The following is a 26,829-nucleotide window of genomic DNA, read 5'->3' on the forward strand; positions in this document are numbered from 1 at the left end:
CCTCTCCCCCGGCCCCTCTCCCGTGAAGGGAGAGGGGAGCAAACTCCCCAAACCCGAGGGATGACGCCAAGGCCCGCGGGCAACTCAGTAAAAGCCCCTCGCCCCCGGCGGGAGAGGGGCTGGGGAGAGGGGAGCAAACTCCCCAAGGCCGAGGGATGACGCCAAGGCCCGCGGGCAACTCAGTAAAAGCCCCTCGCCCCCGGCGGGAGAGGGGTTGGGGAGAGGGGGCATACTCCTCATACCCGCAGGATTACACCCAAGCCTGAGAGCAGTGCAGTAAAAGCCCCTCTCCCCCCGAGGGAGAGGGGTTGGGGAGAGGGGCCAGTATTGTCAGTATCACAAACCAACCAAGCCAAGGATGGCCCAATGAACCAAGCTCAGTTCGCCAAATACCTCCGCCAAAACATGACTGATGCGGAAAAACTCCTCTGGTACCACCTGCGAGCCTACCGCCTGAACGGCAAGCGCTTCCGACGCCAGCAACCCCTCGGGCCTTACATTGTCGACTTTATTCATTTTGGCTCAAGGGTGATTGTTGAGGCTGACGGTGGGCAACATAATGATTCGGAGAGTGACAAAGAAAGAGATGCCTGGCTGCGCGCTCAGGGATTTAAAGTGCTGAGGTTTTGGAACCATGAGATTCTGAGGCAGGTTGATGTGGTGCTTTCGGTGATATATGAAGAGATGGAAAGGCGGGAAGGTATTGCACCCTCTCCCCCGGCCCCTCTCCCGTGAAGGGAGAGGGGAGCTACACACCCTAGGCCGGTGGGACGCAGTAAATCTGATGCATGGTGCACCAAACCTGAAGGTGCTTCCGTGAGCTTGAGAGCAGTGCTTTAAGCCCCTCTCCCGTGAAGGGAGAGGGGAGCTACACACCCTAGGCCGATGGGACGCAGTAAATCTGATGCATGGTGCACCAAACCTGAAGGTGCTTTCGTGAGCTTGAGAGCAGTGCTTTAAGCCCCTCTCCCCCGGCGGGAGAGGGGTTGGGGAGAGGGGAGAGGGGGCGGCGGAGCGCCGCCTCACCGCCGCCGCTGAAAATAAACACTCAGGTTCTGCCCCATCAAACTCTGCACTTCGCTCCCCAGCGCCTCCGCCTGAATCTGGGTTTGAACGGGCCGTGTGGCCAGGCTGTGCCCATCCTCATCGCGGGCTTTTATCAGCTTCCATTCCACCTCGTTACTCACCATCGCCATCAGGTCTTTTAGCTGAGCTTCATCCTGTGGCTGGAACCAGCGATCGCGGCAGCCGCCCAGGCTGTAGAAATCATCCTCATGGGCAAGTTCCTGCCATGTAGCATCCAGCCGGTTGGCCAGCACCATGCGGCGAAGCTGACGCAGGGTAGTTCGGGTGGGTTGCAGGTTGTGTTCTGTAATCAGTTTTCGCATCTGCCGGTCGCCGGCTGTGTTTTCTGCAATGCAGGTGTGCAAATGCACGATGGCGCCGGAACCTGACGCGCTGTTTACCAGCGCGGCCAATGAGAGTTTGGTCATGGCTGGCGAGGGCAGGCGGCCTACTTCAAGCCAGTGCACCTGATGACCATCGGCTACAAACTGCCGGGCGATGGACCAGGGCCAGAATACGATGTTGTCAATATTGGATTCCGCGGCCATGCGGGTGGCCTTGGCGATGTTGGCCAGGGATTCGTCCACGGCGATAACTTCTACATCTGCCAGATAACGCGCCAGTTCCATGGCCCGTTGGCCGGACTGAGCGCCACAGACCATAACGCGCAAGGTGTCCGGCAGCGTGTCTGTGGCTAATCCCAGTTCTGTTGCCATCAGTGCTTTCAGGCTGCTTTCGGTGCGATAGGCCAGTTTCGACCAGGCGGGCCAGGCTTGTGGCACATCGGTTTTACCCAGGCACAGCTCTTCCGCTTTCTCGTCGAAACACTGTTTGATGCCTTCTTCTTCGGCCCGGTGATAATAACTGGCGGCGAATACAGGCTGAAGTGCGAGGGGCCAGTCCACCAGGTTCCACTGGCCGAGTTGCACGGCAAAATCCTGGTGAAACAGCGCGCCGTACATGGCGCTGATCATCAGCGAGCCGATCAGGGCTTCCTGTGGCTCGCCCATTGCGAACTGGGCTTTAAGGCTGTCATTCACCGCGGCCACCAGCCGCTCTTCATCGTCCTCCGCGGCCAGCGCATAGCCGGTTCGGTCTGCATATTGCGCTATGGCGAGGGCAAGCAACTGGAGTTCATCCCGCAACTCCACGGTTTGCGCCACTTCCGCCAGAATGGCGCGGCGCAGCATCACAACCAGTTCTTCCACGGCTGGGTCTGGCATCAGGGTTTTTTGCAGTGCCAGAATCAGCAACTCATCCTGGCAGGCGGCATCCAGCAGAATCTCCGCCTGCGGGTTGTCCAGATCGTATTGCTGGCGAATGATTGCCCCGACAAAACGCCCGATTTCCTGATGGGGCAGGCCCTCCTGCTTCAACAGGGCGATCGCATCCAGCGCCAGGCTGCTATCAGCCTTGTTGACCGCAAGCTGCCGGGCGCAGGAGAGCATGCCGCTGTATACCGAATCCCACTCAGCGCCGGTTTCCAGCAGCTTGCGGTAGTGCAGATAGGCCACGTCAAACTGCCCCTGCAACCGCTTGGCATGGGCCACGCCGCAAAAAGCGGCGGCGGATTGCCGGTCGCAGTCCAGGGCCTGCAGGAAATGCTGCTCAGCCAGAGCCGGGCGCTCGGTTTTCAGGGCCCAGTAACCCAGGTTGGCATATTGCTGAGCCTGCCCAGGTTGCGCACTCAGGCTGGCAGTGAAAAGGGCATGGGCTCTCTCCAGCTGCCCGTCGTCCATCTCAACACGCCCCAGCAATCCTAGGGCAACCGCATTCCCAGGCTCAAGCGCCATTACCTCATTCAAGTACCCACGGCATTCCTGCCGGGCCTTCAGGCGCTGGATATGGCTGAGCCCGCTACTGTTGGACTCTCCATAAGCAAGGTTGGCCTGAAGAAGCAGACGAGCCGCCTGTGCCTGCTGGGTGTGGGATTCCTGAGTGTGATGTCTGGCTTGCATGGGATACCTCATTGTTCTGCCGCTATGCTGAAAAATTGCGGCAAAGGCCTGCAGTTTTTTTGGGATTTGCTTTGCTTTTAATGAGGTAGTGCGAAAGGTGTGCCAGATTACAGATGTTCACCAAAATCCATAGACGTGTGCAGTAAGCGTAGAATCACCGGTGTTTTTCTTGATTGCTTTTCGGCAACGGCTTTAAAGAAAAGTACATGTTTCGCTTTCTGTCCCTGTCTTTCTGTATGCTGATAGAACTGAGCCCGGAATACAGCCGATTTCTGGAGGCAGAGCAGCAAATGATACGGTGAACGGGATTGTTTGAGCGGGTGTTTATGAGAGATTACGCTTGCTGGACCCGGGTATCCCAATGTCCATTGCTAATCGCCTGAGCTAGACTCAGGATTACGATGTCATTTAGAGTGAGAACGCCATGCCTAATCAGGACATGCTGCAGTTGTTACGTGATAAACACGATGAAATCCGCCTGCTTTGTGAAAAACACAAAGTGACTCAACTGGCTGTGTTTGGTTCTGCCGCCACAGGAAAGTTTCATGCTGCCAGTGATTTGGATTTTCTTGTGGATTTTCAAGACACCTTGTCAGCGAGGGATATGGCTACAGCATTTTTTGGGCTCAAAGAAGATTTGGAGGCCCTGTTCTCTCGATCAGTGGATTTGATTACCGCGTCCTCATTGACCAACCCGTATTTTCGCAGCGCTGTGATGGAAGAGAGGCAGTCTTTGTATGCCGCGTAAGGCGTTGAAGTATGTGTTTGATATAAAAGCGGCTGCCGAAAGGGTTCAACGGTTTGTTGCAACCAAAACAGAAGCTGACTACATGGCTGATGAACTGTTGCAATCAGCAGTGGAGCGACAGTTTGAAATAATCGGCGAAGCAATGAGTCAGTTGCACAAGACTGATTCCGATATGGCGGAGGGTATTACTGATTACCGGAAGATGATCGCCTTTCGAAATGTTTTGATTCATGGCTATGCGACCATAGACCCATTGATTGTCTGGGGTGTGATCGAGAGCAACCTTGCAAGTTTAATTGAGCAGGTTACTGTGATTCTTGAGAGTGCTTGAGCAGCTATTTAAGCCCCGTCTACTTACTAAGAAGCCATCCAGCCACGCCAAAACACCGGAGCACAGCCACCCATCTGGCGGCGATTGCTGATTGAGCCCGGCACCACCTTTCAAGACTTGCACCGGATTATTCAAGTAGCCATGGGCTGGCAGGGGTATCACTTGCATTTGTTCCAGTCAGGCAACGGGCGACTAATTGGTGACCCGGCTGAGGACTTCGACGGCATGATGAATTTTCTCGATGAAATCACCGTGCCTGTATCCGGCGTGCTCAAACAGGAAGGGCAGCAACTGAAATACGAATACGATTTCGGGGATAGCTGGGAGCATGAGGTAAAACTTGAAAAAATTCTGCCCGTGGATGCGGCGGATCAGCTGCCCAGATGTATAAAAGCAGTACGCCAGTGCCCGCCGGAAGACGTTGGCGGCCTGCCTGGGTTCTATGAATTCCTCGACGCCATGGAAGATGCAGCCCACCCGGAGCACGTGGCCGTACGGGAATGGTGCGGCGGTGAACAATTTGATCCGGAGTTTGTGGACCTTGATCAGATTAACGAAGCTCTTCTGGAGCGAGAAGCTCTGTTCAGTGAAACCGAGCCGGATTTCGCAACACAAGCCAGCGACTTCTTTGGCCTCAGCCCTAGCCAGGTGCACGAGTTACTGCAGAATCCTCTTAACTGCCCATCGGTTTTCAAGACCCTGTTTGATGCTGAAGCCGTAAGCCGCGAACTCGACACTGCGCCAGTGATGCGCATGGCCAAAGCACTGATTGGGGAACTGGGCGATAAGGGGATTCGTTTGACCGGAAAAGGCAACCTCCCACTTAAGCATGTAAATGTCATGATAGAAGCCGGGGGAGAGGACATTGTATTCCCCATGGCGAAATACGCGGCAGTGCGATCAGAAGAAGATGCTATGCCCGTTAACCTGACCCGCCTGCTGCTGGAACTGGCCGGCTATACCAGCCCGGAATATGCCCGGTTTCGGGAGGAGAATGAGCAAATGATTCGGCGGACAGGGTTGTTTGAGGGGGTGTTTGTCAGGGCGTGAGGATGTAGGGTGTGCCCCTCAAATAGCAGCAGGCTGTTGAACAATTTTTGGTGGCTCGATAATGTGAGGTTGGTGTTGCAATACAGAAGTAGTTGTATGTGCCAACGTTGTTGTATTTGAATGGATTCAAGTTTTTCTTTTATGCAAATGATCATCTGCCAGCTCATGTGCATGTGCTGAAAGGTGAGAGATGGGCTGAAATCGAATTGGAAAGTCTTGGTGTGAAGTACAGCACGCTCAAAAACCACGAATTAAAGCAGTGCTTGGAAATAGTTAAAGACCATCGGTCGGAATTTTTGGAGAGGTGGCATGCCTGGTTTCAGAGGTAAATCCGTTCACGTTGACGACCGCCACTTGCATGTAGAGTTGCAAGATGGGCGCGTAATTTCCACGCCCATACATTGGTACAAAGAGCTTGAGAAGGCGTCGATTTCCGAGATTCGTCAATATCGTTTTATTTGCGACGGCACTGGTATCGAATGGGAAAGTCTGGACTACCACCTCAACATAGAAACTATGCTGACAGGCAACGCTCGACAAACCGCTGCCTGACCCCACCAAGCGCAGTGAACGGATAATTCCACACAAATAAAACGCAAAAAGCCCGACTCGGAAATCCGAATCGGGCTTTTTCGTACTGAGCTATTAACCCTGCAACAACTGCAATACCTGCTGCGGCCGAGCATTAGCCTGTGCCAATACCGAGAGGCCAGCCTGCTGGAGCACCTGGGTGCGGGCCAGTTCGGCGGATTCTGCGGCGAAGTCGGCGTCGCGGATACGGCTGTTGGAGGCCGAGAGGTTTTCTGAGGTTGTTGCCAGGTTCGCGATTGTGGACTCGAAGCGGTTCTGGACGGCGCCGAGTTCAGCGCGGAAGCCGTTTATTATGTCGAACGCGTAGTCGATGGCGACCAGGGCTTTTTCTGCACCCTCAGGAGTATCAATACGCAGGTCGTTTACAGAAACCGTATTATCGGCGACACTCGCTGTAAAATTCTGGTCAACAATCGGCGTTACACCATCGTCTTTAAGCAAGTTAGGACTTGTGATTGAGACTTGGAAGTCTTCGCCGAACTGTGAGGAGAAGATGATTTCGTTGTTTTCCGAATTCAGGTTGGCCCGTATACCTGTATTGACGGTTTGCGCGTTGACTTGAGCAACAATGTCGTTCAAGGAGGTTGCGTCGGCTATGGTGATTAGTTCACCGTCCAGGTCGACTTCGAACGTGACAGCGTTGCCGCTCTCAAAATACTCGGCCAATGAAACCGGTGCATCCTCTAATGTGATATTGCTCTGGAGCCTTACTGTAGGAGTGTCTCCATCAAAGATATTGATGTCAGCCCCAATTGATTCCCCGCGAGAATTTTTAAAGATCAACTGATTGGTCTGAGTGTCTGCAGAAACCTCAATTCCGCCCAAGGCTGCTGCGCCTCCGGTCACTTGGGATTCGATTTGGGCTTGAATTGCTGTTGCTAGCCCAGTGATGTCGCCGTAACCGCTGTTGGCAGCTATATCAACATCAACACCATTCAAGGTGAGATCGACGGTAACTCCAGTAGCGTAATTAGGCTCAAAGCTCCTGGTTTTAAATTCTTCAAAATCAACTGTCGTTTTCGCAAGGTTTGATGTTTGGGAAATAACTGCGCCAATTTGGCTCCCGCGTGAATCAAGGCCGCTGACACCAATCGATTCACCGGCATTGGCGCCAACCTGAAAGGTTTGCTCGCCGAATGTACCGTCAAGCACCTTCAAACCATTAAAATTTGTCTGGCTTGCGATACGATTTATTTCGGCGATGCGCTGCTGAACTTCCTGGTTAAGGGCCTGCCGGTCAGAAGTGCTGTTGGTTGCGTTCGCCGACTGAACCGCCAGTTCACGAATCCGCTGCAGGTTATTGGTAACCTCATTTAAAGCGCCTTCGGCGGTTTGAGCCAAAGAAATACCATCGTTCGCATTTCGCTGGGCCATGTTTAGGCCAGTGATTTGCGCAGAAAAGCGAGTAGAGATAGCCAAGCCAGCGGCGTCGTCTTTGGCCGAATTAATGCGTAAGCCAGATGACAGCCTTTCCAGCGCCGTGTTGGCCTGGGACTGTGAGGAGTTCAAGTTACGCTGGGCATTCAGCGACGCGATGTTGGTATTAATGACCTGTGGCATATCCAATCTCCCTACTCAGAGGTGCCGGGTCACGCTGCTTGCTTAATAGTGGTTGAGGCAGCATACCGGCAATAAATTCGTTAAATGGCTGTTTGTAGGGAAGCTAAGCGAAGTGTGTGCCAGTTCTTCTTTTTAAGCATTAACTGCCTAATTAATAAAGAAATAGCTTTTTGAGCTTTGATGAGTGAGCGTGAGACGCCAGATTTTCGGCGGAAAATATCGGTATCAAATTGCCGCTTTTACATTCCTTTACAAAGTTCTTGCCTTTTTTCCTAAAGCAACCCAATCAGGTGCCGTTAAGAGAAGTAACAGGGCGGCGCTCCAAACCAAAAAAGAGAACGCCAGACCTTAACTATGAAATAACGACACAACGTCGAAAGGGGAAGCATTATGGCTCTCGGAATTAATACTAACGTCGCTTCATTGAATGCTCAGAACCAGTTGAGCAAGTCCCAAGGTATGAATGATCAGGCTCTGCAGCGTTTGTCGTCTGGCCTGCGTATCAACTCCGCCAAAGACGATGCCGCTGGCTTGGCTATCTCTACTCGCTTTTCTGCGCAGATTACAGGCCTGAACGTAGCGCAGCGGAATGCGAACGATGGTATTTCTCTGGCCCAGACGGCTGAAGGTGCATTGAACGAGATTACTAACAACCTGCAGCGGATTCGTGAGCTGTCAGTTCAATCGGCTAACGCGACCAACAGTGATTCTGATCGTCAGGCCCTGAATGATGAAGTCAAGCAGCGACTTGAGGAAATTGACCGCATTTCAAGTCAGACTGCCTTTAACGGCCTGAAGGTTCTGGATGGCAGCTTTGGCAGCCAGAATTTCCAAGTAGGTGCTAATGCTGGTGAGACTATCGGTATTGATCTGAGCAAAGGAACCAAGTCTGATCAAATTGGATCTATCGCCAGTGAGAGCTTTACGGTCGGTGCAGCTGTAGAAGATGGCGTTAACAACCTGGCAATCCAGGTCGGCAACAATGGTTTCACAAAAATTGCAGACTCAGAAGCTCTTCTCAAGGCTGATGGAACGACCACTCGGGAAGGTTACGGAGCTAACAGTGCTTATGCCGTTGCAGAAGCAATTAAAAGCTCTGGTGTAGAGGGGCTGACAGTCTCCGCTAGCAACGAGCAAACACTCACCGTTACAAATTTATCTGGTGAGACAGCTTCTTCTGATTACACGCTTAACATTAATGGAGTTGATGTTTTTACCGCTGCGACTGATGGCACTGGTGCCTTGACATTTAATACTAGTGATCTGGCTGCTGACATTAATTCATCCTCAGGTGCTACAGGTGTTTCCGCTGAGATTGTTGGTAGTGATCTCAAGCTGTCGACGCAAGATGGGCGATCTATTGAGATTACTCAGGGTGTTGCTGGTGGAAATGTCAGCGCCAATACCGGTATTACCAATGGAACAGCGACAATTGGTACCAGTTCAACTGCGGAAGCTTTGATCGGTGACGTTAAGTTCTCTGGCGCAGAGAAAATCACACTGCAGTCAACCAATGATCGACTTCAGGCTGTGTTTACAGACGCCGCTGCAGTTGGAGTTGATTCAGTAGATGTGAACACGAATGAGGGTATGAATAACGTAGATATTAGCACCGTTGCGGGTGCTAATGATGCGATTTTGAGAGTCGATTCTGCTCTGGATTCGGTAAACAGCCTTCGCGGTACCCTCGGTGCTATCCAAAACCGCTTCGAGTCCACCATCGCAAACCTGGGCACCTCTGTAGAGAACCTCAGCGCTTCCAACAGCCGTATCCTGGACGCTGACTTCGCGGCAGAAACTGCCAACCTGGCTAAGTCTCAGGTACTGCAGCAGGCCGGTATCTCCGTCCTGGCTCAGGCTAACGCCCGTCCGCAGCAGGTTCTGTCCCTCCTGCAGTAAGGGATTAACGGTAATAGCCGGAACCTTCGGGTTCCGGTTTTACGCCGTTTGAGTATAGCGAGGTAAAGCTATGAATGACGTTAACCTGACTAATCCGGGTCTTAAGCTGGTGCGCGCCAGCGATCAGTCTCCGGCTAAGGCACTGTCGTCATCTCAGGCCGAAGGCAGGGATGCTTCCGAGCTTGCTTCTTCATCGCCAGGGCGTGCGGTATCGAATCAGGCGCTTCCCCGGATTCAGGATGCTTCTAAAGCGGAACAGCTGAAGGAGCGGAATGAGGCGCAGAGGGAAGAGCTGGATGATGCGGTTTCGCAACTGAATGATTATGTTCAGAACGTTCAGAGGGATTTGCAGTTTGAAGTGGATAACGAACTGGGGCAGACCATTGTGAAAGTGGTGGATCAGGAGACCCAGGAAGTTGTCCGGCAGATTCCGGATGAGGTGGCAATGAGGTTGGCAGAGAAATTGCAGCAGGATGAACCGCTGACGTTGTTTAACATCAAGGTTTGAAGTGTGTAGAGACTTGTCGCTTTTGAGTTGATGTTGGCAATGGTTTTTCAGCACCGCCGCTTCTGAGAGGGAGTTGGCGGTGTTTTGGGTTTTGGGGGGGTGGGTAGACCCCCCTCTCCCCTGGCCCCTCTCCCGCGGGGGGAGAGGGGAAGAAGCTAGTGTTTGGGTGGCTTGTTACGTGGTGTTACAAATAAGCGGTAGAATGAGGCAAAGTTTTGCCGCTTGTGGCCGTTAAATAGGGTGTAAAGTGATCAGCCCCTTCAAGGAGGCATCGGTATGGCAGGTATTTCATCACTGGGAATTGGGTCTGGCGTTCTGACGTCCGATCTGGTGGATCAGTTGGTTGCGGCTGAGCGCGCGCCGACTGAAAAACGGTTGGCCCAGAAAACCCAGCAGTCAGAGGCAATGTTGTCGGCCTACGGCAAGCTGCGCAGTGCCATTACCGAGCTGCGGCTGCCTATGCGCCAGTTGAGCGCGGCTGACAACCTGAAGGCGTTCTCCGCCTCATCGTCCAATGAAGATATCGGTGTTTCTGTTGATAGCACCAAAGCCAGCCGTGGCAGCTATAGCATTGATGTGACCAGCCTGGCGACGTCACAGGCTCTGGCTTCGCAAACTGTATTTGCCGATAAGGACAGCACCAGTGTGGGGCAGGGCACGCTGCAGTTATCGGTGGGCGACAAGGTTACCAATATAACGGTCGACTCCGGTAATGATTCCCTTCAGGGCCTGGCAAACGCGATCAATGAAGCGGGTGCGGGCGTATCTGCAGGTGTTATTGATACTGGCAGTGGTTATCAGCTGGTGCTGTCAGCTGACAACACCGGGAGTGCAAATGCGGTAAGTATTACGGCTACTGAACAGGCCGGCGCCGAAGGTTTGGCGCGCTTTGCATTTGATACGGCAGATCCTGCAGCCAATCCGGCCATGAAAGAGACCATTGCAGCCAGCGATGCTGTAATGGAGATCAACGGTATTGAGGTGACTCGTTCCACGAACAGCTTTGAAAATGTTATTGACGGCCTTTCGTTTGATATCAAAGATGTCGGCACCTCTACGGTTAAAGTCAGCCAGGATTTTGGTGCAGTCGCTGATCGCGTTCAGGGGTTTGTGGACAAGTACAACGCTCTGCAGTCAACTATAGGCAGCCTTGCAGGTTTTAATGCGGATGCGGGTGTAGGTGGTTTGCTGAATGGCGATAGCACCGTGCGTTCGCTTCAGAACCAGTTGCGCCAAACGCTGACGGGGGTGGTTTCCGGGCTTGAAAACTCCAATGTGCGCAGTCTTGCAGATGTGGGTATTACCACAGATGCCGAAACCGGTGCTCTGAAGTTTGATCGTGCCGAGTTTGAAACTCAGCTGAAGAATAACCCGGATGACGTTACGGCTCTTTTTGCTGAGCAAGGCCGAACTACCGACAGCCAGGTTGAGTTTGTTCGTAGTGGCACAAACACCCAGCCGGGTAAGTACGATATTAATGTTACCCAGGCGGCAACCCGGGGTGAGCTAATCGCGGGCTCCGCAATCAGCGGGTCAGTTACGATTGATGGCAGCAATGACGAGTTGAGCCTGACGGTAAATGGCAACACCACTGTAGATCTCACGCTTACCCAGGGCACGAATATTTCTGCGCAGGCGCTGGTGGATGATATTCAGGCACAACTGAACAGCAATGCTGCCCTGAGAGCTTCCGGCGAATCGGTGCAGGTCGGGCTGGATAGCAACAACAAGCTGACGTTTACCTCAGGCAAGTATGGCTCTGAGTCGAACGTAAGTATTACGTCAGTGGAAGACGGTACAGCCTTTGGTCTTTCAGTGGCAACCGGAACAGCGGGTCAGGACGTGGCCGGTACAATTAATGGCAGGACCGCACAAGGGGACGGTCAGGTGCTGTATTTGGGCAGTGATTCTGGCCCTGCGTCGGGCATTCAGGTGCGCATTTTTGGTGACCAAACCGGTTCCCGAGGCTCTATCAATTTTGTGCAGGGTATCGGTAAAAGCACGGTTGATCTGGTCAATAGCTTTGTAGGAGCCGATGGCCGGCTTGAATCCCGCACCAACAGCCTGAACCGGGATCTGGAAAAGATTCAGGAGGACCAGGTAAAGCTTGATCAGCGTATTGAATCTTACCGTGAGCGCCTGGTTAAGCAGTTCAGCGCTGCCGATTCCCTGATCTCCCAGCTCAACAGTACCCGGGATTATGTCACCCAGCAGCTTGCTGCGCTGGCTCCACAAAACAACCGGAATAACAACTGATCGGCAAAGGCCGGTTAGCGCATACGAGGTTTCTTATGAATGGTTTACAAGCGTACCAACGGGTAAACACCCAAACCAGCATCACCGATGCCGATCCGCACAAGCTGATCCAGTTGCTGTACAACGGCGCCCTGGAGCGAATCAACATGGCCAAGGCCCGCATGCAGGCCAGGGACTATGAGGGCAAGGGCAAGCTGATCGGCAAGGCGATTGAGATCATCGGCGGCCTGAGAAGTTTTCTGGATTTTGAGAAGGGCGGTGAGCTGGCGGCTCGCCTTGAGGGTTTGTACGACTACATGGAGCGCACCCTTCTGGAAGCCAGTGCCAGGAATGACATGGCCAAGCTGGATGAGGTTGCGGATCTGCTTCGTTCCGTTAAAGAAGGCTGGGACGGGATTCGTGAAGAGGCGGTGGGGCAGTCGGCTCAGGTTGGTTGAGGTTTGAAATCAGTTCCATCCTCTCCCCCTCTCCCCCGGCCCCTCTCCCGCGAGGGGAGAGGGGAGGGTACTCCCCAGGCCTGTGAGAGTGCACCATGCTTGCAGGCAGTGCAGTAAAAGCCCCTCTCCCCCCCCGCGGGAGAGGGGTTGGGGAGAGGGGGCAATAGCCAACTCCCCCACCATCCCGTACAATACGCCCCTTCTTTTCAATACATCCATTCTGTTCAGTCTGGAGTACAGACATGTCTGATATAAAAAAGGTGGTTCTGGCCTATTCCGGTGGCCTGGATACCTCCGTTATCGTTCGGTGGTTGCAGGATACCTATAACTGTGAGGTGGTGACTTTTACCGCCGACATCGGCCAGGGTGAGGAAGTTGAGCCGGCCCGTGCAAAGGCGGAAGCCTTGGGCGTTAAGGAAATTTACATCGAGGACCTGCGTGAGGAGTTTGTGCGGGATTACGTGTTCCCGATGTTCCGCGCCAACACGGTTTATGAAGGTGAGTACCTGCTGGGCACATCCATTGCCCGCCCGCTGATTGCCAAGCGTTTGATTGATATTGCCAATGATACCGGTGCTGATGCGATCTCCCACGGTGCGACCGGCAAGGGTAATGATCAGGTTCGTTTCGAGCTGGGTGCCTATGCCCTGAAGCCAGGTGTGAAAGTGATTGCGCCCTGGCGTGAGTGGGATCTGAACTCCCGTGAGAAGCTGCTGGCCTATTGCGCAGAGCGTAATATTCAGGTGGACATGAAGAAGGGCAAGTCGCCTTATTCCATGGACGCCAACCTGCTGCATATCTCCTATGAAGGTATGAATCTGGAAGATCCCTGGGCAGAAGCCGAGGAAGATATGTGGCGCTGGAGTGTGTCGCCGGAAGCGGCCCCGGATAAGCCGACTTACATCGAGCTGACCTACCGCAAAGGCGACATTGTTGCCGTTGACGGTGTTGAAATGAAGGCACACGAAGTGCTGGAAAACCTGAACAAGGTTGCTGGCGCCAACGGTATTGGCCGTTTGGATATTGTTGAGAACCGTTACGTGGGCATGAAGTCCCGCGGCTGTTACGAAACACCGGGCGGCACTATTATGCTGCGGGCCCACCGTGCTATGGAATCCATCACTCTGGATCGCGAAGTGGCGCACCTGAAAGACAGCCTGATGCCACGCTATGCTTCTGTTATCTACAACGGCTACTGGTGGTCGCCGGAGCGCGAAGCTCTGCAGGCACTGATCGACCAGACCCAGGAATACGTAAACGGCGTTGTTCGCCTGAAGCTGTACAAGGGCAACGTGGATGTAGTTGGCCGTAAATCAGACGATTCCCTGTTTGATGAAAAGATCGCTACCTTCGAAGAAGACGAAGGCGCATATGACCAGAAAGACGCAGAAGGCTTCATCAAGCTGAATGCGCTGCGACTGCGGATTGCCGCAGGGAAAGGCCGTAAGCTTTAAGTTTTAGGTAAGCGACTGGCAAGCAGTCAGAGAGGCGGGGGCCGGTAGAGCCTCCCAGAAACGTGGAGCGCCAGGGATGGCGCGACCGAGCCCTACATGGATGTATTTACGGGCGTTTTCTGGGAGGCTCTACCGGCCCCTGCCGTTAATGCTCAGCTAACAGGCTTCGACTGCCGAAACTCCCCAGGCGTCATCCCTGCCACCGCTTTGAACTTTCTGTGAAACGAGGTGGTTTCACTGTATCCCAGCCTCAGTGCGATATCCGGAATGGTCAGGCCGCTGTTCAACAGATAATCCTCCGCCATCTTCTGGCGAACTTCATCCAGCAGCTTCTGGTAGGAAACGCCTTCCTGGCTCAGTTTTCGCTGCAGCGTGCGGCTGGTTATTCCCAGGTCTTCCGCCACCATGTCCTGCCGGGTTATGCCGTGCATGAGCTGTTGCTGGATGCTGTGCTTTACCCGTGAAGTCAGGTCGGTGTCTGTATCCAGCGAGGCCAGCTGGCTGAGGGCGTGTGCCTCCAGTGTTTTGCGCAGCAAGGGATCGGGTTGTCTCAGGCGTGTTTCCAGCAGTTCCTGTTTGAGGGTGATGGCATCCTCATCAGCACCAAATTGCACCGGGCAGTTCCAACGGCTGTGGTAAGCCTGTTCCAGCTCGGTACCTGGCGACTCTCGCTGCAGGCGAACGCTGGTAGGGGAGGCCGCCATATTGTCGGCTAACCAGCGTGCGTAGTTCACCCAGGAGGCGAATACGTTATCGACTACCTGTGGCCGCACCACGGGGTCGTTGTAGTTGCAGTTCCAGGTTAACGTAATGGAACCCTGCCCCATGGACAGGGCGGTTGTGCCCATGTCGCCCACCAGTTTTTCAAAAGGGGCGATGCGGGCGACGGCTTCGCCAAGCGTCGCGCAGCTCATGGTGATGTAACCCAGCACGCTGTAGGAGCCCGGCTGTACAAAATCGCCGGTTTCCAGCCCCAGTATCGGGTTGTTGGTGAGTTTGCACAGTAAAAGAATGAAATGCTGAAACTGCTCGCCGTTAATCCGGCCATCGTCGGAATCCAGAATGGCGGGATCAAGGCCTGCTTTTTTAAACAGGTCTGTCGTGTCCGCACCCGCAGATTCGGCGGCGCGCACGTATTGCCGCAGGGCAGCGACGGAGGCAGTTCCGAGGTTTTTCATGGTGGCAGCAGAATGACTGGAATATTGGATAGCGCCAGTATAACGGAATTCCATGCGCCAAAAACAAAAAGGCCAGCTAAGAAGCTGGCCCGAAAGAGAAAGAACGAAAGTGCCTGAAAAATTCGTTAATTCTGTGGATCCCCATTTGGCGGCGGAGGTACAACTCGGCTCCTCCGCCATGGGGGGATACTGCTTGAATCCACAATGTCAGAATAGGGCTTTCGCCTTACGGTGTCTGTGGGTGATCTGTGTCGCAGTGTTACGAATTGTTTGCGCATTCAGGCGCTTGTCGCTATCTCCGGTGACGTTTCGGTAAACCGCCTTGTTTCGTAGGCATCCATCAGGCCATGAACAGAGGCGCGCTCCATGTCCTGAACCGAGGGGGTGCCGTTCTGTGCATCGGCTTTGCAGAGCGCCATGCCGGCTTCCACGGAGATGTATCCGGCGGTGGTTTTCAGGGCCTTATGGTTAATGCCGTCGAACACTCTGCGAAAGGCGGTGGTTGTGCAGTGATCGCTGTTAGGGAAGTAGGCGATGATCGCAAACTGGTTGTCGCCTACCCGGCAAAGCACGTCGATGGGTCGGATCAGGGTGCTGAGCCGGCGGGCAATGCCCACAGAAAGCTCGCTCATCACCGTCGGCGGGTGTTTGCGCTTCAGCTCCTGCCAGTTGCGGATACCGCAGAGCACATACGCCGAGGCCCCGCCGCGGGATTCTGCATGGCGCAGCATTTTGGTGAGCCGGTCGCGACCGTATCGGCTGTTACAGAGCCCGGTTTCCATGTCAATAATGTTGCTGGATTCCAGTTCGCGGTTGTTCTCAATGAGCAGGGAGTTGGCGCGCAGGAGCGTGTTCTGGCGGTCAGCGATACGGTCTGCGGCGAAAATCCTGGGGATAAGCTGTTTGCTCATGTCGGATTTGTAGATGAAATCATCAACGCCCCGGTCGAATGCTTCTGCCAGGGCTTCGACGCTCTCCCGCGCGGTCAGTAGGATCACGTAGGTGTAATGGTTGGTCTGCTCATCCTGCTGGCGTACCCGGTCAGTTAACGCGAGGCCGTCCATTTCCGGCATCAGCCAGTCGGCAATCAGCACGCTGACGGCACGCTGTTCCATGAGCTTCAGTGCACCAGGGGCGTCGTTGGCAATACGTACGTCGCGATATCCGGCATTTCGCAGAGTCCGGCTAACCACCATGCTGCTGAACTTGGCGTCGTCTACTACGAGGATAGGGAGGTCGAGGTTTGGCATTGTTACCTACTTTTACCAGTCCATTGTCAGATGCGGGGAGTTTCGGGGCTTGGTATGCTTGGCCCTTCAAATTTAATGTGCGAAGTATACTCGCTACAGTTCCCGGAGAATAACGACCATGCCTTCTTTTGACATTGTTTCTGAAATAGATATGCACGAGGTTACCAATGCGGTGGATAAAGCCAGGAAGGATTTGGGTAACCGCTGGGATTTCAAAAATGTTGATGCCCATATTGAGCAGGATGATAAAGGTGTAACGGTCAGTGCGGAACAGGAATTCCAGCTTGAGCAGCTGATTGAAATTCTGCGCATGGCGTTTGCCAGCCGCAAGATAGATACCCGTGCGCTTTCAGAAAGTGGCGAAAGCAAATCCGGCAAGCTGATGAAGCAGCATTTTGTGCTGAAGCAGGGCATTGAGACGGATATGGCCAAAAAGATCGTGAAACTGATCAAGGACGCCAAGCTGAAAGTGCAGGCCAGCATTCAGGGTGACAAGGTCCGGGTGACGGGCAAAAAACGGGATGATCTGCAGGCTGCCATGGCGTTGCTGCGTGAGGCCGAGCTGGATGTTCCTCTGCAATTCAATAATTTCCGCGACTGAGCCGGAGGCTTCACCATTTCCACCGGCACCCGCCTGGCCCTGATCCGGGATACGCTGTACACCTACACGCGCTGGCAGGTGATTGCCCTGTTGTTTCTGGGGTTTTCTGCCGGGTTGCCGTTTTTGCTGGTGTTCTCCACATTGAATGCCCGCCTGGCAGACGTTGGCGTGGAAACCGCCACCATCGGTTTTTTCAGCTGGCTGGGCATTACCTATTCCATCAAGGTGTTCTGGGCGCCGGTGGTCGACAGGCTGAAACTGCCGTTACTGGACAGGCTGCTGGGAAAGCGCCGGAGCTGGATACTGTTCGCACAGGCGGGTATTGCCACGGGTTTGTACCTGATGGCGCATGTGGACGCTATCGCCTATCCGGAAACCATGGCGCTGTGCGGATTACTGGTTGCGTTTTCTTCAGCCACCCAGGATGTGGCTATCGATGCTTACCGTATCGAGATTGCCGAAGAACGGCTGCAGGCCGCATTGGCGGCAACCTATATCTTCGGGTATCGCCTGGCGTTGCTGGTGGCCGGTGCCGGCGCTCTTTATCTGGCAGAGTTCTGGTCCTGGCAGGTGTCCTACGAGGTAATGGCGGCCCTGGTGGGTGTTGGCGCGCTAACCGTGCTGGTTGTGCGTGAGCCAGAGGTCAATCACTTTGCGGCCGCTCAGGACATCGCCCACAAAATCGAACAGGAGGCATCCAAACGCACGCACCTCAACCCCCGGTTGGCGCGCCTTGCGGGCTGGTTTTATGCCGCAGTTGCCGGGCCTTTTCTGGACTTCTTCCGGCGCTATAAAGAATTGTCCATTGCGATTTTGCTGATGGTGGCGGTGTACCGCATTTCGGATATTGCCATGGGCGTGATGGCCAACCCGTTCTATCTGGATTTTATGGGCTTCAGTAAAACCCAGGTGGCGGATGTTACCAAGATCTTTGGTTTTTTCATGACCATTGCCGGCTCCCTGGCTGGGGGTGTTCTGGTGGTGCGTTACGGCACGCGAAAGATTCTGCTGGCGGGCGCTGTTCTTACGGCCAGCACCAACCTTTTGTTCGTACTCCTGGCACAGTACCCGCCTAACCTTGCCACCCTGGCCGTGGTGGTCAGTGCCGATAACCTCAGTGGTGGTATTGCCAATGTAGCGCTGATTGCCTGGCTATCGAGCATGACCAGTGCGTCGTTTACCGCCACGCAATATGCCCTGTTCAGCTCCCTGATGACGTTGCCCGGGAAATTTCTGGGTGGTTTCTCCGGCGTTGTGGTTGCGGGCTTTGGCTACGCGGAGTTCTTCCTTGTGGCGGGGCTTATGGGTATTCCCGCCATTCTTCTGGCCCTGTTCATGATTCGTCACGGCACCCGGCTGGATGCACTGGCCCCCGATCATTCAGATGCCAGTGCAGCCGGCGCAGGGCAAACCACGGGCGGGTAGGTACTATGGACAATGCAACGGAACCGGGGAAAGACCAGAAAATCTGGCAGGTGGTGCTTGCCATACCGCCAGGCAAGGTTGCGGGTTACGGGCAAGTTGCTGAAATGGCCGGCCTGGGCCGCCAGGCGCGCTATATCGGGCGTGCCCTGGGCAAGCTGCCCCAGGGCCACGCCATACCCTGGTACCGCGTTATCCGCAGCAATGGCCAGATCGCCTTTCCGCAAGGCTCAGAGAGATACAGGGAGCAGGTCAGCCTGCTGGAAGCCGAGGGCGTGGAGGTGGTGAATGGCCGAGTGGCTATGAGCCGGTTTCAGTGGCGATAAGAGCTTGCAGGTGCTCAAGTACCATTCGTTGTTGGTTGTCGGGGCGCTGTCTGAGCCGGCTTGCCAGGTAAGGTGACAGTTTTTTCAGGGCTTCCCGACATTCGTCGTACAGTGCCGTGGCTCTGGATGCTGTCAGCTCGCAGGCCTGAATTCCGAAACGTTCAAGTTGTTTGCGGGGCATCCATTTTTTACTGCCAGCAAGCGTTAGTGCAGGAATATCCTTCCGTATATACGCCGTGGTGCAGACGATATCGTAGGCCGGTGCCAGCCAGATTGATGCTGTGCTATCGTAGATCAGGCCGAAATTTTTCAGGTGTGCATCGCCATTCTGCAGTGCGTTGCTGATCACGATCAGCTTGAAGAACTGCTCCAGGGAAGTGTTTTTCTTTTCAGGGCTTACAAAGGTTTTTATTGTTTTTGCGACTTGCTCATAACTGCCGGTGTATTTGTCGTCCCGCTGCTTAGCCTGGAGGACGCACATATCCTCGAAGCCCAGTGCGCTCCCGTCATCGTTCAGATCAAATCGCTTCATGATAAAAAGATCTTCATTGTCAGAGAGATAAAACTCCGGCACTGGAATGCCCGCGTATCGGCAGGCCAGCATGCAGCAGTATTCGTTAAGGGCAAGGGCGGGAAACTCCTGGCCCCAGGCTTTAATGATAAAGTCATCCAGTTGCAAGGTTGCCTTGTTCTCAAGTTGTGCCAGCACCTTGGGTTGTACGCCGCTCAGTGCGGAGCGCATGGCAAAACGGGAAACGAGTTCTTCGAAAAGTTCTGGGTTGTCGGAGTGCAGGAGTGTTTCCAGGTGAAGCGGTGATGCTTCCGCCTGGCTTTCGCCCGTATATTCAACACGCCCCCGGATATTCGGAGCAAGCAGTTTAAGAAGCCCGAAGTCATCCGTTTCCGTAATTTTGGCAAACTGCTTTTTTATGATTGAGAGCAGGTAGCCTTCTGGCAGATGCATCTCAAAAATGGGGTGCAGTTGGCGATGGATGTAGTCCCTTCGCCGCACGGGCATGGTCAGTGACACGAACTGGTCCGGGAGAACAGTGCCATCGTACCGGAATACAACTTCCTCTTTTTCCTCGAAAAGTTTCCCCGTTTGCTGGCTTTCTACACATACGTTCAACTCACTGCTCATCTCTCAGCTCCTCAAACGTTGGGAAGGGTGACTTATCCCGAATGGCGAGTTCTTTGCCCAGGTAATCGAGAATTTTCATTACTTTTCGTATGCCAATGTCGCCCGAGCGGCCATTTTCAAGCGCATTGATGGTGGCGCGGGACATGCCGAGGTGTTCAGCCATTTTTTGCTGGGACACGCCATGTTGCTGGCGTAAAGTTGAGACTGTCTGTCCGAGGGCTTGATAATCCATGATGATTTAATTTGGTTTGACTAATATACTTTCCAAAATATTCCTTTTTTATGATTTTGTAAAGTATATTAGTCATTTTAAGTCTCGACGCTTTATCGCTTGAATCACCCGGCTCTGCGGCCATACCCTCAGGTTTGTTGCTACTGCCGAATCTTGAAGTTTCATGTTTTGCCCTAAACTACCAGATATGTGCAATTAAAAGGGTTGCCGGTACACCAGATTCCGGAATACCCGAAACCGCAACACGGGAGCCTGATGCCCATATTACTGTTTGTTTTCATTATCATGCCGATAGCCGAAATGGCTGTGCTCATTCAGGTTGGCAGCGTGATCGGCGTGTTCAATACCATCGGTTTTGTCCTGCTTACGGCTGTGGTGGGAGCCTGGCTGCTGCGCCAGCAGGGGCTGGCAACACTGCTGAAAGCCAATCAGCGTCTGAACAGTGGCGAGTTGCCAGCCAGGGAGGTTGCCGAGGGGTTGATTCTGGCGGTTGGCGGCGTGCTTTTGCTCACTCCGGGCTTTATTACCGATGCCATAGGCTTTCTTTGTCTGCTGCCGTTCAGCCGGCACTGGCTTGCCGCCCAGGCCCTGAAACGTATGGTGATCTCAGGCAGGAGCGGAGGCTTCTATTTTCGCGCCGGGGGAGGTCAGAACCCGTTCGGGCAGGATCCCTTTGGCGACCGCCAGAACCCTTTTGGCCGCCAGCGCCCCTTCGATCGGGACAGCAACGGCGACATTATCGAAGGGGAATACCGGGATGAGACAGAAACCGATCACGACCGCCTCGATAAAAAGTGAAAAAATTATTGGTGTGGGTGTTGAAAACCCCGGAGCCATCCCCAAATAGGTCTCACAAGTTCGCCGCAGGCTGATATCTGCTGAAAAACAGCGGGTTAGAGGCCGGGCAATTTTGTCGGATTGTGTTTGCAGTCCGGCCATTAACAGCAAATGTCATTGCCACATTAATCTGACTATTGGAGAAACCGAGCAATGAAGATTCGTCCGCTACACGATCGTGTCGTTGTACGCCGTAAGGAAGAAGAAGAGAAAACTGCGGGTGGCATCGTGCTGCCGGGTAATGCCAAAGAGAAGCCGTCTCAGGGCGAGGTTATCGCTGTTGGTAACGGTCGCATTCTGGAAAATGGTGAGACTCGTGCGCTGGCAGTCAAAGCGGGAGATACCGTGGTTTTTGGCCAATACGCCGGCAACACCGTGAAAATCGACGGTGAAGAGCTGCTCATCATGAGCGAAAGCGATATTTACGGAGTGCTTGAGTGATCGCTGAAGCAATTCGCACGAACAGTCACTAACTCGATTGATTCAACGAATTCGGTTTAACGAACAGGAATAGAAGACATGTCAGCAAAAGAAGTTAAATTCGGTGATAGCGCCCGTAAGCGCATGGTTGCAGGCGTCAACATCCTGGCAGACGCGGTCAGGGTAACTCTGGGTCCCAAGGGCCGTAATGTGGTTCTGGAGAAGTCCTTCGGTGCTCCGGTAATTACCAAAGACGGTGTGTCGGTTGCCAAAGAGATCGAACTGAAAGACAAGTTCGAGAACATGGGCGCCCAGATGGTGAAGGAAGTTGCTTCCCAGGCGAACGAAACCGCTGGTGACGGTACCACCACCGCCACTGTTCTGGCCCAGTCTATCGTGAATGAAGGCGTTAAGTCCGTAACCGCCGGCATGAACCCGATGGACCTGAAGCGTGGCATCGACAAGGCCACTGCGGAAGCTGTAAAAGCCATTCGCGAAATGGCCAAGCCCTGCGACGACAGCCGCAGCATTGCACAGGTAGGCACTATCTCTGCCAACGGTGATGAGACCATTGGCAGGCTGATCGCTGATGCCATGGAAAAGGTTGGCAAAGAAGGCGTTATCACGGTTGAAGAAGGCCGTGGCCTGGACGATGAGCTGGACGTAGTGGAAGGCATGCAGTTCGACCGCGGCTTCCTGTCCCCGTACTTCATCAACAACCAGGACAACATGTCTGTTGAACTTGACGACCCGTACATGCTGCTGGTCGACAAGAAGATCTCCAACATCCGTGAGCTGCTCCCGGTGCTGGAAGCTGTTGCCAAAGCTGGCAAGCCGCTGATGATCATTGCTGAGGACATCGAAGGCGAAGCGCTGGCGACTCTGGTTGTGAACAACATGCGTGGCATTGTAAAAGTCGCCGCTGTTAAGGCGCCTGGCTTTGGTGATCGCCGCAAGGAAATGCTGCAGGACATCGCCATTCTGACCGGCGGTACTGTGATTTCCGAAGAAGTGGGTCTGAGCCTTGAGAACACTACTCTGGACGATCTGGGCACAGCCAAGCGTGTAAACGTCACCAAGGAAAACACCACCATTATTGATGGTGCTGGTGCACAGGCTGATATCGAAGCCCGCGTTGAGCAGGTTCGCAAGCAGATTGAGGACAGCTCTTCGGACTACGACAAAGAGAAGCTCCAGGAGCGTGTGGCCAAACTGGCTGGCGGTGTAGCCGTCATCAAGGTAGGCGCCGGCTCTGAAGTGGAAATGAAAGAGAAGAAGGCCCGCGTTGAAGACGCACTGCACTCTACCCGTGCTGCCGTTGAAGAAGGCATTGTACCGGGTGGCGGCGTGACCCTGATCCGTGCCATCGCTGCACTGGATAAGGTTGATGCCATCAACGAAGAGCAGAAGGCCGGTGTGAACATCCTGCGCCGCGCCATGGAAGCACCTCTGCGCCAGATCGTTTACAACGCAGGCGGAGAGTCTTCTGTGGTTGTTGCCAAGGTTCGCGATGGCGAGGGTTCCTTCGGTTACAACGCAGCCACTGAAGCCTACGGCGATATGATGGAAATGGGTATCCTGGACCCGGCCAAGGTAACCCGTTCTGCACTGCAGGCGGCGTCTTCCGTGGCCTCACTGATCATCACCACAGAGGCGATGATTGCTGATGAGCCGCAGGATGACTCTGCCGGTTCGGCCATGCCAGACATGGGCGGCATGGGCGGAATGGGAGGCATGGGCGGCATGATGTGATGCCGGCCACGGCCAGCTGATTCCGGCCGTATCTCAAAATTCGGGATGCGGCCTGATTTGCCCTCAAAAACCCCGCGCTGGTTCACACTGGCGCGGGGTTTTTGTTTTTTTGTCATGAACTTGAACGGAGCGTTTGCTAGACTCGGCAACCGGCTAACTGTCTGCGTGTAACCGAATGAGCGACGTTGAATCCAAATCTTTTCTCCGCCCCGGCAAGCTGTTTCTGCTGGTGTTGCTGGGGCTGTTTATCTATCTCGGTGCGCTGATTGTTTTTGTTCCTGCCGGCTGGGTCTGGCAGCAGGCCTCACCCCATGTACCGCTGCCGGCGCAGGTTCAGGTAAAACAGGTAGCAGGAAAAGTGTGGGATGGAGCCGCAGGTGTGGTTGTAGCCGGTTTTCCACTGCGGATTCAGTGGCAGTTGGGCTGGCCTTCTTTGGGCGCACTTGAACAACCTGTACGGATATCAGTTGAATCCCGGCAGTCGTCTGTGTCCGGCGATTTGTCCCTTGACTGGCCTGCAAATGCCAGGCTGAATGCGCGCGGCACGATTGCCGTGGCAGAGTTTGAAGGGCTGATCCGGCGCAGTGGCGGTGCAATGATTGAGGGTGACGTGAGCATTGACCGCCTGATACTGGAGTGGGCAGACGATCGCATTGTGCGTGCAGATGGTCTTGGCACATGGGCCGGCGGCAGGGTTAGCTGGCCCATGGGTAATCAGACAGGGCAGGCGCAGTTCCCGCCCATGCAGGCCAATCTGGATACCACCGACGGTGGCGTAGCCCTGGTTGTTGCAGAACAGGCGGGCAATGGCCCTGCTGCGGATGCCAGCATTCTCTGGAACGGCATGCTGGAGTTGCGGATTTACAAGCGCATGATTGATCTTGCCGGCCAGCCCTGGCCGGACACAGCCAGCCCGGACGATGTCGTATTCCGCGTAAGGCAACCCTTGTTGCCGGGGGGGCGTTGATGGCTGCTTTGCCGGCACCGGACACCCGGAATCGAATCGCGAGGTTTGTCGCCAACCTGCTGCTTGTGTGGCTGGTTATCCACATGAGTATTACCCTGGCAAACCTTACCTGGCTCTTTGCCTGGCAGGATAAACCGGTTGCGATTGCACCGGCAGGCGATTCGGCCGGCGCCGGCGGGTTTGGGAACACCGGCAGTTACCCCATGGCCAGCTATGAGTTTTTTGGCCGGTCTGAAGCGCCGGGCGAGGTGGCCGAAGCCGTTAAACGCTCTGCGCCCGAAACCGGTTTAAGGCTCCGGCTGGAAGGAGTTCTGGTAGGACAGCGCCCGCAGGACTCAGGTGCTATAGTGGCCGGCAGCAACGGTGAAACCGCCTGGTATCGTGTCGGCGAGATGTTGCCGGGCAATGCGGAGTTGGCAGAGGTGGAGCCCGGGCGCATACTGATTCGCCGTGGTGGGCGTTATGAATCGCTGACGTTTGACGAGAACGACGTTTCCACAATGGTTGCAGAAGTGGCACAGGAGCCGGCAGAATCGTCACCGGATGCGTTTCTTGAAAATGCAAGGCAGCAACTGGACAGCGCAGGTGTTGCGGCACTGAGCCCCTATGGTCTCAGCCCGGTTGATGATACGGGCAGTTCCGGTTACGTGTACGATGGTTCCAACCCCATGCTGAATGCCGTGAATCTCAAGGCCGGCGACGTGATTACTGCCATTAACGGGCAGCGCCTGGGCGATGTGCAACAGGACAGCTCGTTACTGGAAAGCTGGCGCGGCCAGGATCGCCTGGATATAGAAATCGAGCGTGACGGGTCTATCCTCACCATAAGTTATGCCATACCTGAGCAGTGGCGCTGACCGGGTTCATAGACACAGGACGAGATCTCCAGATGTATAACCACAAGACCAATTTTTTGCGGGCCGTGGCTCTGCTTGTTCTTTTGCCCATGATGTCGATCATGGCCCATGGCCAGGAGGAAACCTGGAGGCTGAATCTCAAGGATGCAGACATACGTGCCTTTGTCACCCAGGTGGCTGATATTACCGGTTACAGTTTCGTGGTGGACCCCCGGGTAAAGGGCAAAGTCACCGTGCTCTCCAGCGCCCCCATGAACAAAAACGAGATTTACGATTTGTTTCTGGCGGTGCTGAACGTTCACGGCTTTACCGCGATTCCGGGGGAAGAAGTGATCAAGGTGGTGCAGCAGGTGGACGCAAAGCAGTCCGCAGAAGTGCTGGACCGGTTCCCGAGTGTGCCTTCCGAGCAGCTTATAACCCGGGTTATCCAGATTGATAACGCCAATGCACTGGAACTGGTGCCCATATTGCGCCCCCTGGTTGCGAAATACGGCCATCTTGCCGGAGTAGCAGCAGCTAATGCGCTGATTATCAGTGACCATGCATCCAACATTCAGCGCATGGAGCAGATTGTCCGGGAACTGGACAGCCCTTCCAAATACGAGGTCGAGGTTATCAAGCTCAGGGAAGCCTGGGTTGGCGATATGGTAACCCTGCTGCAGGAGCTGGCGCCGGACGAGCTGGGGCAGGCGGGTAGCAGCCAGTCCGTCAGAAAGTACAGTGTTACCGCCGATGAGCGCAGCAACCGGTTGATTCTCAGAGGCGATGAGACTTTCCGTAGCAAAATGCGCGGGCTGATCACCCAGTTGGATCAGCCCTCGGCCAGTGGCGGGGCAACCAAGGTTATCCGCCTCAAGCACGCCGATGCCAAGGGTCTGTCGGAGCTTTTGAAAGGCGTGATGGGAGAGTTGACCAAAGAAGGCGGCACCGGCGCCGCCGGTGGCGTCGGCAAAAAGCCCCAGGGCAATTTCGCGGTGTTTGCCGACGAGGGGCTGAATGCGCTGGTGGTGCGTGGTGAACCTTCCTTGATGCAGGAAGCCGAAGAGATTGTCGCCGCGCTGGATGTGCGCCGTGCCCAGGTGATGATTGAGGCGGCAATCGTGGAAATCAGCGATGAGCTGGGTCGGGATCTTGGGGTTCAGGTGGCTGCGGGTGACGAATCCGGGTCCTCCACGCCGGTTGTGGGAACAAACTTTGGTAACGTTGGCCGCAGCCTCGGCGAGGTACTGAGCGCAATCCTGACGGAATCCGCCATCACGCCAGCCATTGGTGGCATTACCGTGGGCGCGGGCCAGCGCAACAAAAACGGCGTGAGCTGGGGTGTTTTGCTGCAGGCGCTGTCCACTTCTGCCGCAGCCAACCTGCTCTCGACGCCCAGCATCATCACGCTGGATAATCAGGAATCCGAGATTATTGTAGGCCAGAACGTTCCCTTCCGGACGGGCCAGTCCACGGTAACCGGCGACGGTACAACCAATCCGTTCACCACCATTGAACGCCGGGATATCGGCCTCACGCTGAAGGTGACGCCGACCATCAGTGCCGATGGTCTGGTACGGCTGGTGGTGGAGCAGACAACCGAGAGCGTGGCCGACAGCATTGAAGATGCCTCGGACATTGTGACCAACAAGCGTGAAATAAAGACCACCGTGCTGGCGGATGATGGCGAAACCATCGTGCTGGGTGGCCTTACCCGGGACGACTATTCAGTTAATAAGAGCAAGGTTCCCCTGCTGGGGGATATTCCCTACCTGGGGCGTCTGTTTTCCTCCGAAACCGAGCGCCGGGTAAAACGCAACCTGCTTGTGTTCCTGCGGCCAAAGATCATGCTGGGCAAAGCCGAGGCGGTCGCGGCCACATCGGAGAAGTTCAACAGGCTGTGGGAGGTAAACCTGGATATACGCAACAAACTGGGTATGCCTGAAATGAAAGCCGGCCCGGATGTTAACGTGCTTTTTGATTCCGGCAGCAGCCAGCTTGTGGAGTAAA

26 protein-coding genes are annotated in these 26,829 nt (G+C 54.6%); 20 read left to right on the forward strand and 6 right to left on the reverse strand.

Annotated features, from left to right (window positions below; all coding sequences use genetic code 11):
* Positions 1-366: 366 nt before the first annotated feature.
* Positions 367-735, forward strand: coding sequence for an endonuclease domain-containing protein (locus CDH48_RS05160; RefSeq protein WP_100687680.1), 369 nt, complete (start codon positions 367-369; stop codon positions 733-735).
* A gap of 287 nt (positions 736-1,022) precedes the next feature.
* On the opposite strand, the gene CDH48_RS05165 is transcribed toward CDH48_RS05160, so the two are convergent.
* The gene (locus tag CDH48_RS05165; RefSeq protein WP_100687681.1) at positions 1,023-3,023 is read right to left on the reverse strand and encodes a hypothetical protein; all 2,001 of its coding nucleotides are present in this window, start codon (positions 3,021-3,023) and stop codon (positions 1,023-1,025) included.
* A gap of 424 nt (positions 3,024-3,447) precedes the next feature.
* Between CDH48_RS05165 and CDH48_RS05170 the strand changes: the two genes are divergently transcribed.
* The 5 genes from CDH48_RS05170 to CDH48_RS05190 all read left to right on the forward strand — a co-directional run bounded on the left by CDH48_RS05170 (position 3,448) and on the right by CDH48_RS05190 (position 5,704).
* On the forward strand, positions 3,448-3,771 hold the full coding sequence (locus CDH48_RS05170) for a nucleotidyltransferase family protein (RefSeq protein ID WP_100687682.1): 324 nt from the start codon (positions 3,448-3,450) through the stop codon (positions 3,769-3,771).
* Between the two features lie 13 nt (positions 3,772-3,784).
* Entirely contained in the window at positions 3,785-4,102 is a 318-nt protein-coding gene (locus CDH48_RS05175; protein ID WP_227520956.1) for a HepT-like ribonuclease domain-containing protein, read from the forward strand.
* 36 nt (positions 4,103-4,138) lie between these two features.
* A complete protein-coding gene (locus tag CDH48_RS05180; RefSeq protein WP_100687684.1) occupies positions 4,139-5,152 on the forward strand; it encodes a plasmid pRiA4b ORF-3 family protein in 1,014 nt (337 codons plus the stop codon).
* Between the two features lie 173 nt (positions 5,153-5,325).
* A complete protein-coding gene (locus CDH48_RS05185) occupies positions 5,326-5,481 on the forward strand; it encodes a DUF4160 domain-containing protein (RefSeq protein WP_264754761.1) in 156 nt (51 codons plus the stop codon).
* On the forward strand, positions 5,462-5,704 hold the full coding sequence (locus tag CDH48_RS05190) for a DUF2442 domain-containing protein (protein ID WP_100687686.1): 243 nt from the start codon (positions 5,462-5,464) through the stop codon (positions 5,702-5,704). The genes CDH48_RS05185 and CDH48_RS05190 overlap by 20 nt, the downstream gene beginning before the upstream one ends.
* 93 nt (positions 5,705-5,797) lie before the next feature.
* On the opposite strand, the gene CDH48_RS19565 is transcribed toward CDH48_RS05190, so the two are convergent.
* Positions 5,798-7,303 carry a flagellin N-terminal helical domain-containing protein gene (locus CDH48_RS19565; protein ID WP_100687687.1) on the reverse strand — a complete coding sequence of 502 codons (1,506 nt, stop codon included), beginning with the start codon at positions 7,301-7,303 and terminating at the stop codon, positions 5,798-5,800.
* Between the two features lie 390 nt (positions 7,304-7,693).
* Here CDH48_RS19565 and CDH48_RS05200 point away from each other — a divergent pair, with 390 nt between their 5' ends.
* The 5 genes from CDH48_RS05200 (at position 7,694) to CDH48_RS05220 (ending at position 13,857) form a co-directional block, all read left to right on the forward strand.
* A complete protein-coding gene (locus tag CDH48_RS05200) occupies positions 7,694-9,202 on the forward strand; it encodes a flagellin N-terminal helical domain-containing protein (RefSeq protein WP_100687688.1) in 1,509 nt (502 codons plus the stop codon).
* 70 nt (positions 9,203-9,272) lie between these two features.
* Positions 9,273-9,710 carry a flagellar protein FlaG gene (locus CDH48_RS05205; protein ID WP_100687689.1) on the forward strand — a complete coding sequence of 146 codons (438 nt, stop codon included), beginning with the start codon at positions 9,273-9,275 and terminating at the stop codon, positions 9,708-9,710.
* A 276-nt stretch (positions 9,711-9,986) separates the two neighbouring features.
* Positions 9,987-11,966 (forward strand): flagellar filament capping protein FliD, encoded by a 1,980-nt coding sequence (gene fliD, locus CDH48_RS05210; protein WP_100687690.1) that lies wholly within the window; start codon positions 9,987-9,989, stop codon positions 11,964-11,966.
* Positions 11,967-12,001: 35 nt separating this feature from the next.
* A complete protein-coding gene (gene fliS, locus CDH48_RS05215; RefSeq protein WP_100687691.1) occupies positions 12,002-12,403 on the forward strand; it encodes a flagellar export chaperone FliS in 402 nt (133 codons plus the stop codon).
* A gap of 242 nt (positions 12,404-12,645) precedes the next feature.
* Positions 12,646-13,857, forward strand: coding sequence for an argininosuccinate synthase (locus CDH48_RS05220; RefSeq protein WP_100687692.1), 1,212 nt, complete (start codon positions 12,646-12,648; stop codon positions 13,855-13,857).
* Positions 13,858-14,009: 152 nt separating this feature from the next.
* Here the strand turns inward: CDH48_RS05220 and CDH48_RS05225 are convergent, their stop codons facing one another.
* The gene (locus CDH48_RS05225) at positions 14,010-15,035 is read right to left on the reverse strand and encodes an AraC family transcriptional regulator (protein ID WP_100687693.1); all 1,026 of its coding nucleotides are present in this window, start codon (positions 15,033-15,035) and stop codon (positions 14,010-14,012) included.
* Positions 15,036-15,313: 278 nt separating this feature from the next.
* Positions 15,314-16,285 (reverse strand): GGDEF domain-containing response regulator, encoded by a 972-nt coding sequence (locus tag CDH48_RS05230; protein ID WP_100687694.1) that lies wholly within the window; start codon positions 16,283-16,285, stop codon positions 15,314-15,316.
* 118 nt (positions 16,286-16,403) lie between these two features.
* On the opposite strand from CDH48_RS05230, the gene CDH48_RS05235 reads away from it, so the two are divergent.
* The 3 genes from CDH48_RS05235 (at position 16,404) to CDH48_RS05245 (ending at position 18,634) form a co-directional block, all read left to right on the forward strand.
* Positions 16,404-16,886, forward strand: a complete 483-nt coding sequence (locus CDH48_RS05235) for a YajQ family cyclic di-GMP-binding protein (protein WP_100687695.1) — start codon at positions 16,404-16,406, stop codon at positions 16,884-16,886.
* Positions 16,887-16,964: 78 nt separating this feature from the next.
* Positions 16,965-18,311, forward strand: a complete 1,347-nt coding sequence (locus CDH48_RS05240; RefSeq protein WP_188437618.1) for an AmpG family muropeptide MFS transporter — start codon at positions 16,965-16,967, stop codon at positions 18,309-18,311.
* Between the two features lie 5 nt (positions 18,312-18,316).
* Positions 18,317-18,634, forward strand: a complete 318-nt coding sequence (locus CDH48_RS05245) for an MGMT family protein (RefSeq protein ID WP_100687696.1) — start codon at positions 18,317-18,319, stop codon at positions 18,632-18,634.
* Here CDH48_RS05245 and CDH48_RS05250 read toward each other — a convergent pair.
* Positions 18,609-19,775 (reverse strand): type II toxin-antitoxin system HipA family toxin, encoded by a 1,167-nt coding sequence (locus CDH48_RS05250; RefSeq protein WP_100687697.1) that lies wholly within the window; start codon positions 19,773-19,775, stop codon positions 18,609-18,611. The genes CDH48_RS05245 and CDH48_RS05250 overlap by 26 nt on opposite strands.
* Entirely contained in the window at positions 19,765-19,953 is a 189-nt protein-coding gene (locus tag CDH48_RS05255) for a helix-turn-helix domain-containing protein (protein ID WP_264754760.1), read from the reverse strand. Before CDH48_RS05255 ends, CDH48_RS05250 begins: the two co-directional genes overlap by 11 nt.
* A gap of 309 nt (positions 19,954-20,262) precedes the next feature.
* Here CDH48_RS05255 and CDH48_RS05260 point away from each other — a divergent pair, with 309 nt between their 5' ends.
* The 6 genes from CDH48_RS05260 (at position 20,263) to gspD (ending at position 26,828) form a co-directional block, all read left to right on the forward strand.
* Complete coding sequence (locus tag CDH48_RS05260; RefSeq protein ID WP_100687699.1) at positions 20,263-20,805, forward strand: FxsA family protein; 543 nt, start codon at positions 20,263-20,265, stop codon at positions 20,803-20,805.
* A gap of 192 nt (positions 20,806-20,997) precedes the next feature.
* Complete coding sequence (gene groES, locus CDH48_RS05265; RefSeq protein WP_100639400.1) at positions 20,998-21,285, forward strand: co-chaperone GroES; 288 nt, start codon at positions 20,998-21,000, stop codon at positions 21,283-21,285.
* A gap of 78 nt (positions 21,286-21,363) precedes the next feature.
* Positions 21,364-23,016 (forward strand): chaperonin GroEL, encoded by a 1,653-nt coding sequence (groL, locus tag CDH48_RS05270; RefSeq protein WP_100687700.1) that lies wholly within the window; start codon positions 21,364-21,366, stop codon positions 23,014-23,016.
* 175 nt (positions 23,017-23,191) lie between these two features.
* Entirely contained in the window at positions 23,192-23,983 is a 792-nt protein-coding gene (gspN, locus tag CDH48_RS05275; protein WP_100687701.1) for a type II secretion system protein N, read from the forward strand.
* Positions 23,983-24,840 carry a type II secretion system protein N gene (locus CDH48_RS05280; protein WP_100687702.1) on the forward strand — a complete coding sequence of 286 codons (858 nt, stop codon included), beginning with the start codon at positions 23,983-23,985 and terminating at the stop codon, positions 24,838-24,840. Before gspN ends, CDH48_RS05280 begins: the two co-directional genes overlap by 1 nt.
* A gap of 32 nt (positions 24,841-24,872) precedes the next feature.
* Positions 24,873-26,828, forward strand: coding sequence for a type II secretion system secretin GspD (gene gspD, locus CDH48_RS05285; RefSeq protein ID WP_100687703.1), 1,956 nt, complete (start codon positions 24,873-24,875; stop codon positions 26,826-26,828).
* Position 26,829: the final 1 nt, after the last annotated feature.

The organism is Marinobacter aromaticivorans (assembly GCF_002806975.1).
GTDB lineage: Bacteria > Pseudomonadota > Gammaproteobacteria > Pseudomonadales > Oleiphilaceae > Marinobacter > Marinobacter aromaticivorans.

Bases quoted from the DNA above. Each gene is read 5' to 3' on its own strand.
- gspD (WP_100687703.1), top strand. From the start codon at position 24,873: ATGTATAACCACAAGACCAATTTTTTGCGGGCCGTGGCTCTGCTTGTT.
- groL (WP_100687700.1), top strand. From the start codon at position 21,364: ATGTCAGCAAAAGAAGTTAAATTCGGTGATAGCGCCCGTAAGCGCATG.
- CDH48_RS05245 (WP_100687696.1), top strand. From the start codon at position 18,317: ATGGACAATGCAACGGAACCGGGGAAAGACCAGAAAATCTGGCAGGTG.
- CDH48_RS05190 (WP_100687686.1), top strand. From the start codon at position 5,462: ATGCCTGGTTTCAGAGGTAAATCCGTTCACGTTGACGACCGCCACTTG.
- fliD (WP_100687690.1), top strand. From the start codon at position 9,987: ATGGCAGGTATTTCATCACTGGGAATTGGGTCTGGCGTTCTGACGTCC.
- CDH48_RS19565 (WP_100687687.1), bottom strand. From the start codon at position 7,303: ATGCCACAGGTCATTAATACCAACATCGCGTCGCTGAATGCCCAGCGT.
- CDH48_RS05225 (WP_100687693.1), bottom strand. From the start codon at position 15,035: ATGAAAAACCTCGGAACTGCCTCCGTCGCTGCCCTGCGGCAATACGTG.
- CDH48_RS05165 (WP_100687681.1), bottom strand. From the start codon at position 3,023: ATGCAAGCCAGACATCACACTCAGGAATCCCACACCCAGCAGGCACAG.
- CDH48_RS05200 (WP_100687688.1), top strand. From the start codon at position 7,694: ATGGCTCTCGGAATTAATACTAACGTCGCTTCATTGAATGCTCAGAAC.
- CDH48_RS05220 (WP_100687692.1), top strand. From the start codon at position 12,646: ATGTCTGATATAAAAAAGGTGGTTCTGGCCTATTCCGGTGGCCTGGAT.
- CDH48_RS05170 (WP_100687682.1), top strand. From the start codon at position 3,448: ATGCCTAATCAGGACATGCTGCAGTTGTTACGTGATAAACACGATGAA.
- fliS (WP_100687691.1), top strand. From the start codon at position 12,002: ATGAATGGTTTACAAGCGTACCAACGGGTAAACACCCAAACCAGCATC.
- CDH48_RS05230 (WP_100687694.1), bottom strand. From the start codon at position 16,285: ATGCCAAACCTCGACCTCCCTATCCTCGTAGTAGACGACGCCAAGTTC.
- CDH48_RS05205 (WP_100687689.1), top strand. From the start codon at position 9,273: ATGAATGACGTTAACCTGACTAATCCGGGTCTTAAGCTGGTGCGCGCC.
- CDH48_RS05260 (WP_100687699.1), top strand. From the start codon at position 20,263: ATGCCCATATTACTGTTTGTTTTCATTATCATGCCGATAGCCGAAATG.
- CDH48_RS05235 (WP_100687695.1), top strand. From the start codon at position 16,404: ATGCCTTCTTTTGACATTGTTTCTGAAATAGATATGCACGAGGTTACC.
- CDH48_RS05250 (WP_100687697.1), bottom strand. From the start codon at position 19,775: ATGAGCAGTGAGTTGAACGTATGTGTAGAAAGCCAGCAAACGGGGAAA.
- CDH48_RS05160 (WP_100687680.1), top strand. From the start codon at position 367: ATGAACCAAGCTCAGTTCGCCAAATACCTCCGCCAAAACATGACTGAT.
- groES (WP_100639400.1), top strand. From the start codon at position 20,998: ATGAAGATTCGTCCGCTACACGATCGTGTCGTTGTACGCCGTAAGGAA.
- CDH48_RS05280 (WP_100687702.1), top strand. From the start codon at position 23,983: ATGGCTGCTTTGCCGGCACCGGACACCCGGAATCGAATCGCGAGGTTT.
- gspN (WP_100687701.1), top strand. From the start codon at position 23,192: ATGAGCGACGTTGAATCCAAATCTTTTCTCCGCCCCGGCAAGCTGTTT.